The sequence below is a fragment of the Pectobacterium punjabense genome, assembly GCF_012427845.1.
Taxonomy (GTDB): Bacteria; Pseudomonadota; Gammaproteobacteria; order Enterobacterales; family Enterobacteriaceae; genus Pectobacterium; species Pectobacterium punjabense.
Window position 1 is genome coordinate 311,193 of record NZ_CP038498.1, and the last position, 13,641, is coordinate 324,833.

A 13,641-nucleotide genomic window follows, 5' to 3' on the forward strand; every position below is an offset into this window, starting at 1 on the left:
TTACAGCTATCGATCAATGAAAATGCAGTTCGTAGAAGCATATGAAAATATTATTCATATTTAACAGTATGTTATGTTTTTGTGTCGATTTTTTGCTCTGTAAAATATTCATCTGCTTACAGAATTTTATCTGTAAGCGTGGTCGTTTTTACTGGAGATACAACAGGCTAGCAATGCTTTATCAGTGAAATACGTTGGTGAATGCGGCAAAAAAGGGCATCAATTTAACCGAGGCTGGCCAGTAGATGCTCTGACCAGCCTCGCGGAATCGTTTAATGGATGATGATTCGGCCATTAAGCGGCTGTATGGGGCGGTTATTGGCGTGATGCATGACTGAGCTGAACTGATTTATTTGTTCAGCAGAGGCGGTGACGGGATTCTCCAGCACCAGCCAGCGGATGCCTTCTGAGCACGGTGGCGTAGTGAGTGACCCACTGAACCGATAGTAGTTTAATGAGGTCGGTAACAGGGCCTGAATTGCAATCGGCGTTTGCACGTCCTCTGCCTGATCGACGTGAGAAGGAATCTGCTGCCATGCCGTGGCTAGCGGTAGATTGGCTGCTCCTTCCTGAAACATCAGCGCAATAACGGTGAGTGCGCCATCTGCGTTTTTATAGACAAAATGGCCTTCCAGTGGAAATTGCTTACCATCAATTTCATTTTCACTCGGTGCGTGAAAGTGGAATTGCTGCAAGGTGAATGTCTCGTTATCCAGCAGCAGCGTATTCCCCGGACCGACGTTCACCTGAATGGTGTGCCCGTTGTTGATAATCTGCTGGGTTCCAGACTGGAAAGCCAACTGTAGGGGATCGTGTTGGGCGTTGAGCGCTTGCCGGATATTGATAGGAGATTGATTTTTCCCCGTCTCACACAGCGAGAAGTCTGGGGAGAGTTTTCCCCAGTGCGCCGGATCGCCGTCGCCTTCGTAGCCCCAGTGAACCGAATCGGCCGCCGATGCGGAAAAGCAGACCGACAGCATCAATGCGATAAAGAGTTTACCTTTCATTTTTCATCCCTTGAAAATAATGATACGGCGTTGTTGAGTGCCGGGCGTAGGTGCGTCCGGTCGCGAGCATCATACGCCAGTTTATTGGGATCAATCGTGAGATATGGCAGGAAGAAACGCGCCCACCGTTGTATAGACGGTGGGCGGGGCTAAAAGGGACGGCTATTAAAAGAGAACGTTATTACTATGCGCGGCGTTGGCCGGTAATGCGGCACCACTCTTCGCGTTCAGCCACCGGATCGAGCGTGAACTTGTCTGCGTAGGCTTCTGTGACGCCTTCAGCTTGTGTCGCCAGTACGCCGGACAGGCCGAGGTGACCACCCGCTTTAGGTAAATCGCTAATCAGCGGTGCCAGTTCGCGCAGCGGGCCTGCAAGGATGTTGGCGACGACGATATCGGCAGACAGGTCGGCAGGTTGGTCTTTCGGCAGATACAGTTCAAGACGCTCGGAGACGCCGTTACGCTGCGCGTTGTCGCGGCTGGCCTGAATCGCCTGCGGATCGATATCAATCCCGATGGCGCGTGCTGCACCCAGTTTTAGGGCGGCAATCGCCAGAATGCCGGAGCCGCAGCCGAAATCGATGATGGTTTTCCCTTCCAGATCCAGCCCGTCGAGCCATTGCAGGCACAGCGCGGTCGTTGGATGGGTACCGGTGCCGAACGCCAAGCCGGGATCGAGCATCACGTTGACGGCGTTCGGGTCAGGAATTTCACGCCAGCTTGGGCAAATCCACAAACGTTTGCCGAACTGCATCGGGTGGAAGTTGTCCATCCACTCGCGTTCCCAGTCTTTGTCTTCCAGTTGTTCGATTTTGTGTTTAAAACCGACGCCCAGCAGCGGTTCTTGCTCTAGCATGGCGATAACGTCATTCATGTCGGTTTCGGCATCGTACAGCGCAATCGCGTCGGTATCGCCCCACAGACGGGTCTCGCCCGGCAGCGGTTCAAACACGGGAGTATCGTGCGTATCCTGAAACGTAACGGATACCGCACCGCTTTCCATCATGGTGTCACCCAGTTGTTCAGCAACTTTTCCTGAGGTGTTTATTTTTAATTGAATCCACGGCATAGCAGTCTCTATTACATTTAAAGTGAAGATGAAGCGGCAACCGGCGCGGGTGGGTTATGACCAAAGCGGTTGCCAATAATAAACGCCATCAGGCTGAGTAACAGCGATGGCACAATCGGGTGATACCCGGCCAGATGAAGATTGAAGCTGGCCAGTAAGGTATAGCAAATAGCGCCGGTGAACATGGCGCTAAGCGCACCCGCAGCGTTCGCGCGTTCCCAATACAGGCCCAGCACCAGCGGCCACAGGAACACCGCTTCCAGCCCGCCAAACGCCAGCAGGTTCAGCCAGATAATCATCTCCGGCGGCCGTAAGGAGGCCAACAGCACCAGTAGCCCCAATAACAAGGTTGTCATGCTGGACAGGATCTTGATGCGACGTTCGTTATGGATCTGCTCAGGACGGACGCTGAGATAGAGATCCTTGATGATCGTGGCAGACGCCTGAAGCAAATGCGCATTAATGTTGGACATGATAGCGGCCATTGGCGCAGCGAGAAAGATCCCAGCGGCCAGCGGCGGTAGTACGGTGACCATTAGCGCCGGTAACACCTGATCGGGAATCGTCAGATTTGGCATCACGGCACGACCCAGCGCCCCAGCCAGATGCATGCCGAGCATCAGGATGCCGATGACGATTGTGCCGATGATAATCCCTCGGTGCAGCGCTTTGCTGTCGCGATAAGAGATGCAGCGAACGGCGGTGTTCGGCAGGCCAATAACACCGAAGCAGACCAGCACCCAGAATGAAGCCATAAATGGCATCGACAGAATCCCGCCGCTGCCCTGCGGCGAGACCAGCATTGGGTCGATCTGTTGCAGCTTATCCACTGCGCTGTGCAGGCCGCCAGCGGCATAGATTACGCCGACCAGCAGGATGACGGTGCCGATCAGCATCACAATGCCCTGCATCGCATCATTCAGCACGCTGGCGCGGAAGCCGCCAAACGTGGTGTACAACGCAATAGTGACGCCGAAAATCAGCAGGCCGATGTCGTAAGGAATGTTAGCCGCGGTTTCCAGCAGGCGTGCGCCGCCGATGAATTGCACGGCCATGGCACCGATAAACGCAACCAGCAGGCTGATACTTGCAAACCACACCAGCAGCGGACTGTTGTAGCGGGCGTACAGCATGTCATTCAGCGTGATGGCATTGTAGCGCCGCGCCAGAATGGCGAATTTTTTCCCCAGAATGCCCAGTGACAGCAGCATGGTGGGAAGCTGGATCATCGACAGCAGCACCCAGCCCAGCCCGTATTTATACGCGGCACCCGGCCCGCCGATAAAGGAGCTGGCGCTGACGTAAGTACCGATCAACGTCATTGCCAGAACAAACCCACCCATTGAACGGCCGCCGAGGAAGTATTCGTTAAGAAAGTTGCCCGCCTGACGGCGACGGTATGCATAGACCGACAGTCCGAAGACCAGCAGTAAATAGCCAATCAGCGGCAATAAAATTTCAATTTGCATCATCACTCTCCAGTGAGATATCGCGGAAAATGACGCGCACCATTAGCCAGCACAGCAGCGTAAACACGAGCGGCAGCAGCAGGCAGGCCATCTCAAACCAGTGTGGAAGGCCGGTGATCCCTTGTGTGTTGTCTGGCAAATAGGCGGCAAGCACCCAGGCCACTAAATAAACCAGCGTCAGGCCAAAAGCCCAGCGGGCCTCTTTGTGCGCCTGAGGAAAGCGTGTATCCATGTTCTGCTCCACCGTGAATGGGAGAATGGGTATCGTTATGAACGTCGTGATGACGAAAGCGGGAATTTTACGGCATGTGGGCCAATTGACTAGTAAGAATTACGCCATACGCGTAAAAGTCAGTTGCAGAGTACTCAGCATTTGGTGAAAAAAATGCTTTATCAGGATGAGCCAAAAAGCAGTGCGGCATGGCATATCATCGTTTAAGCATTGAGATGCACGGGGTGACCACAGGGGGGAGGCGACCTCCCCCTGTGTTTCCCCTAACAACGGACTTAAGTGACTCATATTAGGAATACCGCTTCCTTATTTCGGCAATATCACCGATCGATAAGAGCGGAAATAGAAGATGTCTCGCCACAGAATAATACTAAGGGAGTATGTGATTTGTTGATATTGAGGTAATTGGCGAATGATGGAAGTAGCATCGCATAATTTTCTCAGGGGAAAGCATACTATGCCGCTATTATTTCCCCTTCTGGTACGACAACGCTGAATATTGGTGATGTGAAAGCGAAATAATAGCCGAATCAACCCCATCGACGATGCTGCACATTATGTTGCTTATGTATCGGTGGATATAAAAATCAGGTGATTCATCATGTCGTGGCTTCCCGCTATCTGTGCGGCATGGTGTCTGCCGTCTATGTTAAAGATGAACCAAAAGGAGTCGTTATGTCAGTTTCAGCAAGAAATCAGCTTTCGGGTGTTGTGTCTTCTATTGTTGAAGGTGCAGTAAACAATGAAGTCGCATTGACGCTGGAGAGCGGAGATAAGTTAACGACAGTCATTACACGGACCAGCTGTGATTCGATGGCGTTGGCTGTCGGCAAGCCCGCCATTGCGTTGGTGAAAGCGCCTTGGGTTATTTTGGCATCAGCCGAATGTGGCTTGAATTTTTCTGCTCGCAACCAGTTTCACGGTAAGGTGAGTTCTGTCACTAAAGGTGCCGTAAACTCAACGGTACAACTGGTTACCAGTGGTGGTTTGACGCTGACCTCAACCGTGACCAATGAAAGTCTGGAAGAGATGAACATTGAGGTGGGCAGTGAATTGATCGCATTGGTGAAGGCTTCCAGCATTATTCTGGCTACCCGGAAATAATTACTGCTTTCTTTAGCGAAGCATATCGTGCTTAGCCGATAAACAACCGACGGATACGGATTTATCGGCTTATTCTTCCCCTCAGATTATTTACCCCTTCTTGCCTGTTCCCTTTATATCTTGATAAAACGCACCGTATTTATCGTTCTGATTATCAACATTGGGTAGCGCTGGAAATGTGATCCGGGTGATTGACCCTGAATTTAGTGTGTGGATAATATCGATATATAAAAAAATATATAACGTTGTTGTTTAACACAGGGATCATCATGGGAATGAACAGACGGACTTTCTTGTCGTATCTGGCGACACTTTCTGCTTTGCCTCTTTTACCTGCCTCTTTTGCATATGCGTTTGACCGGATTGCTGGGCGGTTTGGCCCGGTTCCTGAACCTTCTGATATTCAGCGTGTAATCAGCGCTGGGCCTCCTGCGGATCTGCTGTTACTGGCGTTGGCACCGGAAAAACTGCTGGGTTTTTCATCGTTTGATTTGTCGGGTGAGACGGGGGCTCTGTTTTCTGAAACTGTGCGTCGATTGCCGCGTTTGGGGCGCTTATCGGGTCGAGCGAGTACGTTATCGCTGGAAAAATTATTAACGCTGAACCCCGATATTATTATTGATTGTGGAAGTGCCGATGAAACGTATCGCTCATTGGCACAGAGAACCTCGCAGCAGACCGGTGTGCCTTACGTGCTGGTGGATGGCGGCCTTCAGGATACGCCTACACAGCTCAGGCAGGTGGGGCAGCTATTGAATGTCACGACGCGGGCGGGACTGCAGGCGCAGTTTGCCGATGCTATTTTGCAGCGTGCAAATGCTTACCGTACCAATGCTCAAACTGAGAAGCCGCGCTTCTATTTCGCTCGTGGGGCTATGGGGCTGGAAACCGGATTGCGTGGCTCTCTCCACACCGAAGCGGTGGAACTGCTGGGTTTTGAGAACGTCGCTACCGCAGGAGAATTAAAAACGCTGACTCAGGTGTCGATGGAGCACATTCTGCGGTGGAACCCGGATCTTATCATCACGCAGGATGTGCAGAGCTATCAGAATATTACGCACTCGGAGCAATGGCAGAGCGTGCAGGCGGTTGCACAGCAGCGCGTCATCCTGATGTCCGGCCTGCCGTTTGGCTGGCTGGATGCGCCGCCTGGACTAAACCGACTGCTGGGGCTGTGCCGCTTACAAAGCCATTTTGATCCTGTGGCCGCTCAGCAGCTCAAAAGCGATACCCGAACGTTTTTCCATCTGTTTTACCATACTGATCTGGATGATGCGCAGCTTGAGTTGTTGCTGAGAGTGGCATGAAAAGCCATACCATTACTCTGGTACTGGGGGTTTTGCTCATCGGCAGTGCGCTGCTCGCGTTAGCGGTGGGGCACTATTCCCTCTCAGTGCATGAAATCCTGCAAATTATCGCTGCTCCACAGGGAACGGTGTCGATCGATCCACGTAAAGTGACCGTGTTCTGGAACATTCGCGTGCCGCGCATGCTGGCGGCGCTGCTGATTGGTGCCGGGTTAGCCGCAGCGGGGGCGGCCTATCAGGGGATGTTTCGTAATCCGCTGGTTTCCCCCGATATTCTTGGCGTCTCTGCGGGGGCTGGCGTAGGGGCAACATGTGGGATTTTCCTTGGCTTACCGATGCTGTTTATTCAGCTTCTGGCGTTTGCTGGCGGGCTGGGAGCGGTGACGCTGGTCTGCCTAATTGCTCGTATGGCGAAGCGGCACGATCCCATATTGGCACTGGTTTTAGTGGGAATGGCGATCGGCGCATTAGGCGGCGCGGCGATCGCGCTGATCAAGATCCTAGCCGATCCCTATACTCAGTTACCGTCGATTACCTTCTGGCTATTGGGCGGACTCTCTGCCACCACCGTTCAAGATTTGAAGGTTGCAGCGATATTGATTGTGCTTGGTCTGGCTCCGCTTATTTTACTGCGCTGGCGCATGAATCTGTTGAGCCTGCCGGATGAAGAAGCCCGCACGCTGGGAGTGAATATCCTTTATACGCGGCTGTTATTCATTTTTGCGGCGACGTTAATTACCGCCAGCGCGGTGTCAATTGCGGGAATCATCGGGTGGATAGGGCTGGTGGTGCCGCACATCTGCCGTTTGATCGTCGGAGACAATTTCAATCGGCTATTGCCAGTTTCTATTGCCGTTGGGGCACTGCTGCTGTTATTCACCGATACGCTGGCACGTACGCTGGCTGCGATTGAACTGCCGCTAGGCATTCTGACATCGTCCATCGGTGCGCCCTTCTTCCTGCTCCTGCTGTTGAGGGGGGAAAGAGCATGACGGGCAGCAGCCTCGCTACGCTTCAGGCGGTTAGCGTCGGATATGGTCGCACCGTTGTGAACCGCGACATCTCTTTTTCACTGCCATCCGGGCAGATTACCTGTTTGCTGGGCACCAATGGCAGCGGCAAAACCACCCTGATGCGCACCCTGTTGGGCTTGATTCCTGCCTTTTCCGGCCAGATACACATCGCCGAAAAACCCATTGGCGCATGGTCTGCCAAAGCGCTCGCACAGGTCGCGGCCTATGTGCCTCAGGCGCATGACTCCCCTTTTGCCTTTCGCGTGCTGGATATGGTGCTGATGGGATGTCACCCCCGTTTGTCGCTCTTCTCCACGCCCGGAAAACGTGAGATAGCGAGTGCTGAAGCGGTGTTATCACAGCTCGGTATTTTGTCGCTGAGCCAGCGTTCATACGCGACGCTGAGCGGGGGAGAGCGGCAGCGCGTAATGATTGCCCGTGCGTTAGTACAGCAGCCTGCGCTGATGGTGATGGACGAACCGGCGGCCAGTCTGGATTTTGGCAATCAGATTCGATTATTGGCACACATCAAGCGGCTTAAAGAAAGCGGTATCGCGGTGCTGATGTCTACGCACCATCCTCAGCATGCGCGAGCCGTGGCGGATAACGTGGTCTTGCTGCACCCCGGTGCGGGTACAGAACAGGGAACCCCGGACGCTCTGCTGACGCCAACGAGGCTCGCGGCACTGTACGGCGTAAAAGAAGCGGATATTCACGCCCATTTCCGTACCTGATGTCCTGCACATGCAGGCAAATGACATCGAATAAAAGAGAAGTCAGGAAGAAAATATGATTATTGATGAGATTGATTTTTCAGCACTTTATCAGGCACATATGGCACGAGCCGCCAGAACGGCTAAGACCCCTGAACATTGGGATAAGCGTGCAGAAAACATGGCAATAGAATGTGCGGGGCCACGCGATCCGTATCTGGATCGGTTCATCGCCAACATGGATTTTTCGGAGGCTACAACGCTACTGGATGTGGGATGCGGGCCGGGGTCGGTATGCCTGAATGTGGCGTCGCGATTTGAACAGGTTTACGGCATTGATTACAGCGAGGGCATGCTGGACGTGGCGCGTCGTCGGGCAGAGGCGATGGGGATCGGGAATGCGTCATTTGCTCACCGTGCTTGGGAAGATGATTGGGCGGATTTGCCCGACTGCGACATTGTGGTGGCGTCGCGATCGACGCTGGTCATGGATCTGGCGGCCGCACTCTACAAGCTGAATCAGAAAGCCCGCTTGCGGGTGTATACCACCCACACGGTTTCCCCTACGTTTGTCGATCCTCGCATCTCGGCGGCTATCGGGCGAACGTCGACATCGCTACCGAACTACATCTATGCCGTAAATATGCTCTATCGCATGGGTATTCACGCCAATGTGAGCTTTATTCGCGGGCAGAATTGCCAAAGGCATGCCGAAACATTTGAACGTTTTGCGGAAGGTGTGGCTTGGTCATTAGGCAAGCTGAATGAAGAGGAAATACAGCGCCTGAGAATCTATTACGATAAGCACCAACATGATGATATTCCGCTCGTTTCGCCGACAAGGGATTGGGCGTTTGTCTATTGGGATGTCGTGCCACATGCGGAGTTTACGCGATGATTTACATCCCGGATTCGTACCTTGACCAACTCCTGCTGGAAGATCTTCAGTATGGCGATTTAACTACCCGTGCGTTGGGAATTGGGCAAGAGGAAGGGGAAATCACGTTTTTCCATCGTCAGGGGGGATGTGTCAGCGGAATGCCGGTGGCGGAACGTTTACTGCAGCGGTTGGGATTAAGAGTGACGTATGGCGTTCAGGAAGGCGCTCGCGTGCAGCCCGGCGAAGCGGTGCTTGCCGCAACGGGAAAAGCTGCCGCGTTACATCAAGGGTGGAAGGTCACGCAGAACGTGCTGGAATGGTGCTGCGGCGTCAGCGAGTATCTGTATCAAATGAAGGCCATTTATACCCGCGAGGTTCCATCTGGGCAGATTGCCTGTACGCGTAAACTTATTCCGGGCACGAAACAGCTCTCGGTCTTGGCCGTGCTAGCTGGGGGCGGGATTGTGCACCGTTTGGGCTGTGCAGAAACGGTGCTGTTATTTACGAACCATCGTCGTTTTTTGCCGAATCAGGACGATTGGGCTGTCCATGTTGCCCAACTACGCCACGCGGCACCGGAGAAAGCCATCATCGTGGAAGTGGATCATCCCGATGAGGCGATACTGGCGCTCAGCGCCGAGCCCGACATTCTACAGCTTGATAAGTTTACGCCTGAACAGGTGATCGCCACGCTGTCTTACGCTGCCGACCATGCGCCCGCATGTAAGGTGTCTGCGGCGGGAGGAATCAACCTGCAAACGGTTCAACGCTATGCTGAAACCGGTGTTGCTCTGCTGGTCACGTCTGCGCCTTACCACGCACCCTCTGCCGATATTCGTGTCGTTTTAACGCCAAAACGTTAACGCCATCTTCCTGAAAGCCCGGATGACGGGAAGTTGCGACACCTATCGTTATGTAAATTTTTATACAGCAATATGTTTTTTTAAGGGAACAATGTCATGCAAATAAAAAAATTAAGTTGGTTGTTGTCCGCCAGTTTATTACCTATCTCTTGTGCGTACGCCGTCTCTGGTGGTGCGGTTGAGAAGACGAAGGATAAAGACGTGATGACGGTGTGGAGCAGTCCGGTTGCGGCGACTAACGATATCGTGAATCAGGAACAGATTAACCAGCTAAATCGACGCAATGTGGCGGAAGCGCTGAATATCGTGCCGGGCGTGACGCTACAAAAGTCAGGCGGGCGCAGTGAGCAACAGGTGAAAGTTCGTGGCTTTGATAGCCGGCAGGTGCCGGTTTTTCTCGACGGCGTGCCGATTTATGTTCCCTACGACGGGAACCTGGATCTTGGCCGTTTTCAGGCTTCCGATCTGGCGGCGGTGGAAGTGTCTAAAGGATATACCTCACTGTTGCAGGGTCCGAATCAAATGGGGGGCGCGATTAACCTGACGACGCTGCGGCCGAAAAAAGAGCTGGAAGCGAACGTGCGTTTGAATCAGGGCTGGGCGCGCGGGCGTGACAATGCGCATAACATGGATGCGTCGTTTGGCGGAAAAAACGATATGGGATTCTTCCAGATTAGCGGCAGTCGTCAGAAGCAGCGGTTTACCGGATTGCCTCACGGGGTTGATAACCCGATTGCCGGTAGCGAAGGTCAGCGGATGAATTCTGGCAACGATGACAAACGCGGCATGCTTAAGGTCGGGTTTACGCCGCGAGAATCCGATGAATATACGTTTACCTACATCAATCAGGAAGGTGAGAAGAATACGCCACCTTATGCAGGCAACAGCGGTCAGTCAGGACGCTATTGGCAATGGCCGGACTACAACAAAGAAAGCTATTACTATCAGGGCACCACAACGCTAAGCGACAGAATGACGCTGAAAAGCCGCTTCTATCACGATGAATTTGAAAATACCTTGCTGATGTATAAAACGCTGGCGGATTTCAAAAATAAGAGTGGTAACTATAGCCACTATGCCGATTTCAGTAATGGTGCGGGGCTGCAATTAGGGATTGATATGCGCGAACTGGATTTGCTGTCGTTCGCCGTACACTGGAAAGATGACGTGCATCGTGAGAAAGGGGCGATTAACGCGCCATACGATCGCTATAAGGACCGTACCTGGTCGATGGCCAGCGAATACCAATGGAATGTGTCCGATAAGCTGGATGCAGTATTTGGCGTCAGTTATGACTGGCGTGACAGCAAACAGGGATTGAAGCATGAGAAAAACGGTGCACTAACAAATTATGACCAAAACAATCAGGATGCCTTTAACTGGCAGATGATGACGAAATACCGCTTCGATAATCGCGATGAGCTACAATTATCGCTGTCTGAACGCAGCCGTTTCCCTACGCTGAAAGAGCGTTATACCACCTCTAAGCCAGCCAAAAATCAGACCGCATTGGTTAATCCAAACTTAACGCCAGAGCGTGCGCAAAACCTTGAGCTGAACTATCGCGGGGGCTTGACCGAGGGCTGGGGCTACGATGCCAGCGTGTACTACAACCGGGTATCAAATGCGATTCTGTCACATAACATTACGCCGAGTTTGATCCAAAACCGTAACAGCGGCCGGGTGGATTATTACGGCATGGATCTGGGTATTCACGGCGATGTCAAAGATTGGCTAACTGTCGGGGTTAACTATGGGCTGATTCATAGCGATGTGAAACGTAAAGAAATCGGCAACATTGTGGATCTGCCGAAGCATAAGATATTTGCCTGGGCAACGATCACGCCTTTCGAGCCGCTTAGTATTACGGTGATGGAAGAAGCGCGTAGCTGGGGATTCAATAATTCAGATAATAACGATAAAACGCGAGGATTTGCGGTGACCAATGTGCGTGTGGATTATCGGCTGGGTGCTGGTTTTAGCGTGAATGCATCGGTCAATAATCTGTTTGATTCGGCTTACGCTTATCAGGAAGGCTATGTTGAGGAAGGGCGTAACTACTGGTTAGGCGTTGCTTACCAGTATTAATTCCCGAAGGCATATATACCCTAAATAACAAAAGGCCAGCATAAGCTGGCCTTTTGACTCGATTGCGCAGTATTTACTGCAAGCCGAGTTTCTTCTCCAGATAGTGGATGTTCGTGCCACCTCTCTGGAAGTTTTCGTCGCTCATGATCTTCATCTGAAGTTCGATGTTGGTTTTGATGCCATCGATGATCAGTTCAGCCAGCGCGTTCTTCATACGGGAAATTGCGATTTCGCGCGTTTCACCGTATGTGATCAGCTTGCCGATCATGGAATCGTAATACGGCGGTACGGTATAACCCGCGTAAATATGTGATTCCCAACGGACACCAAAGCCACCCGGCGCGTGGAAACGCGTGATTTTACCCGGGCTTGGCAGGAACGTATTCGGGTCTTCCGCGTTGATACGGCATTCTACCGCATGGCCGCGAACCTTAACGTCTTTCTGCTTGATCGACAGCGGCTGACCGGCAGCAATACGCAGCTGCTCTTTGATCAGGTCCACGCCGGTAATCATTTCGGTGACCGGATGCTCTACCTGAATACGGGTGTTCATTTCAATGAAGTAGAACTCACCGTTTTCGTACAGGAACTCAAACGTACCCGCACCGCGATAGTTGATATCGATACAGGCTTTGGCACAGCGATCGCCGATATTGCGGCGCAGCTCGTCCGTAATGCCCGGTGCTGGCGCTTCTTCCACCACTTTCTGGTGGCGACGTTGCATGGAGCAGTCACGTTCGGCCAGATAGACGGCGTGTCCCTGACCATCGGCCAGAATCTGAATTTCCACGTGGCGTGGGTTTTCCAGATATTTTTCCATGTAAACCATGTCGTTGTTGAAAGCCGCTTTGGCTTCAGCACGGGTCATGTTGATGGATTGTTCCAGCTCTTTGTCGCTGCGCACGACGCGCATACCACGACCACCGCCGCCGCCAGAGGCTTTGATGATGACCGGATAGCCGATGCGTTTTGCATGAACACGGTTAGCGTCCATGTCGTCGGTCAGAGGGCCATCAGAACCTGGTACGGTTGGAACACCCGCTTTTTTCATGGCGGTGATGGCTGACACTTTGTCGCCCATCAAGCGAATCGTGTCGGCTTTCGGGCCGATGAAGATAAAGCCAGAGCGTTCAACCTGCTCGGCAAAATCCGCATTTTCGGACAGGAAACCGTAACCAGGGTGAATCGCGACGGCACCCGTGATTTCCGCAGCGGAAATAATCGCTGGGATATTCAGATAGCTTTTTGTTGACGGTGCCGGGCCGATACACACGGTTTCGTCCGCCAGCAATACGTGTTTCAAATCGCGATCCGCACTGGAGTGAACGGCGACGGTTTTGATGCCCAGTTCTTTACAGGCACGCAAAATACGCAGCGCAATCTCTCCGCGGTTAGCGATAACGATTTTATCTAGCATGATAAGCCTCGTTATTCGATGACAACCAGTGGCTCGTCAAATTCAACCGGCTGACCGCTTTCGACCAGAATGGCTTTAACCACGCCTGATTTGTCGGCTTCGATCTGGTTCATCATTTTCATGGCTTCGACGATGCACAGGGTATCGCCAACGTTGACGTGCTGACCCACTTCCACAAATGCTTTAGCATCCGGGCTTGGGGTGCGATAGAAGGTTCCAACCATTGGAGAACGAACGATGTGTCCACTGATGGCAGCCGGTGCGGCAACAGCTTCCACTGGCGCTGGTGCAACGGCGGCGGCCAGAGCAGGCTGTGGCTGCATCATTGGCGTAGCATAGGCCTGTTGCATCATCGGGTAGTTAACCGCTGCTGGGGCACGACTGATACGTACTGATTCTTCACCTTCAGAAATTTCCAGTTCGGCGATGCCGGACTCTTCAACCAGTTCGATCAGTTTTTTGATTTTACGAATATCCAT

Annotated in this window: 13 protein-coding genes; 7 read left to right on the forward strand and 6 right to left on the reverse strand. The window is 52.6% G+C overall.

Translation table 11 applies throughout. The annotated features are described in order from the left end of the window. Nucleotides 1-272 precede the first annotated feature (272 nt). From E2566_RS01430 to E2566_RS01445, 4 genes are all read right to left on the reverse strand, one after another. Nucleotides 273-1,007, reverse strand: coding sequence for a carbonic anhydrase (locus E2566_RS01430; protein ID WP_107170701.1), 735 nt, complete (start codon nt 1,005-1,007; stop codon nt 273-275). A 184-nt stretch (nt 1,008-1,191) separates the two neighbouring features. After that, the gene (gene prmA, locus E2566_RS01435) at nt 1,192-2,076 is read right to left on the reverse strand and encodes a 50S ribosomal protein L11 methyltransferase (RefSeq protein WP_107170702.1); all 885 of its coding nucleotides are present in this window, start codon (nt 2,074-2,076) and stop codon (nt 1,192-1,194) included. 17 nt (nt 2,077-2,093) lie between these two features. Next, on the reverse strand, nt 2,094-3,545 hold the full coding sequence (gene panF, locus E2566_RS01440) for a sodium/pantothenate symporter (protein WP_107170703.1): 1,452 nt from the start codon (nt 3,543-3,545) through the stop codon (nt 2,094-2,096). Next, nucleotides 3,535-3,777, reverse strand: a complete 243-nt coding sequence (locus E2566_RS01445) for a YhdT family protein (RefSeq protein WP_010681541.1) — start codon at nt 3,775-3,777, stop codon at nt 3,535-3,537. Before E2566_RS01445 ends, panF begins: the two co-directional genes overlap by 11 nt. 675 nt (nt 3,778-4,452) lie before the next feature. Here E2566_RS01445 and E2566_RS01450 point away from each other — a divergent pair. The 7 genes from E2566_RS01450 (at nt 4,453) to E2566_RS01480 (ending at nt 11,745) form a co-directional block, all read left to right on the forward strand. Then, entirely contained in the window at nt 4,453-4,881 is a 429-nt protein-coding gene (locus E2566_RS01450; RefSeq protein ID WP_107170704.1) for a TOBE domain-containing protein, read from the forward strand. Between the two features lie 269 nt (nt 4,882-5,150). Further along, nucleotides 5,151-6,188 carry an ABC transporter substrate-binding protein gene (locus E2566_RS01455; RefSeq protein WP_107170705.1) on the forward strand — a complete coding sequence of 346 codons (1,038 nt, stop codon included), beginning with the start codon at nt 5,151-5,153 and terminating at the stop codon, nt 6,186-6,188. Then, entirely contained in the window at nt 6,185-7,180 is a 996-nt protein-coding gene (locus tag E2566_RS01460; RefSeq protein WP_107170706.1) for a FecCD family ABC transporter permease, read from the forward strand. The genes E2566_RS01455 and E2566_RS01460 overlap by 4 nt, the downstream gene beginning before the upstream one ends. Continuing rightward, nucleotides 7,177-7,935, forward strand: coding sequence for an ABC transporter ATP-binding protein (locus E2566_RS01465; protein WP_107170707.1), 759 nt, complete (start codon nt 7,177-7,179; stop codon nt 7,933-7,935). Before E2566_RS01460 ends, E2566_RS01465 begins: the two co-directional genes overlap by 4 nt. Nucleotides 7,936-7,990: 55 nt before the next feature. Further along, nucleotides 7,991-8,812 (forward strand): class I SAM-dependent methyltransferase, encoded by an 822-nt coding sequence (locus tag E2566_RS01470; RefSeq protein WP_107170708.1) that lies wholly within the window; start codon nt 7,991-7,993, stop codon nt 8,810-8,812. Next, the gene (gene modD / locus E2566_RS01475) at nt 8,809-9,657 is read left to right on the forward strand and encodes a ModD protein (protein WP_107170709.1); all 849 of its coding nucleotides are present in this window, start codon (nt 8,809-8,811) and stop codon (nt 9,655-9,657) included. Before E2566_RS01470 ends, modD begins: the two co-directional genes overlap by 4 nt. Nucleotides 9,658-9,753: 96 nt before the next feature. Further along, nucleotides 9,754-11,745 (forward strand): TonB-dependent receptor plug domain-containing protein, encoded by a 1,992-nt coding sequence (locus tag E2566_RS01480; protein WP_107170710.1) that lies wholly within the window; start codon nt 9,754-9,756, stop codon nt 11,743-11,745. A gap of 73 nt (nt 11,746-11,818) precedes the next feature. Here E2566_RS01480 and accC read toward each other — a convergent pair whose 3' ends face one another. Both accC and accB read right to left on the reverse strand, forming a co-directional pair. Continuing rightward, nucleotides 11,819-13,162 carry an acetyl-CoA carboxylase biotin carboxylase subunit gene (gene accC, locus E2566_RS01485; RefSeq protein WP_095701277.1) on the reverse strand — a complete coding sequence of 448 codons (1,344 nt, stop codon included), beginning with the start codon at nt 13,160-13,162 and terminating at the stop codon, nt 11,819-11,821. Nucleotides 13,163-13,173: 11 nt separating this feature from the next. Continuing rightward, complete coding sequence (gene accB / locus E2566_RS01490) at nt 13,174-13,641, reverse strand: acetyl-CoA carboxylase biotin carboxyl carrier protein (RefSeq protein WP_107170711.1); 468 nt, start codon at nt 13,639-13,641, stop codon at nt 13,174-13,176.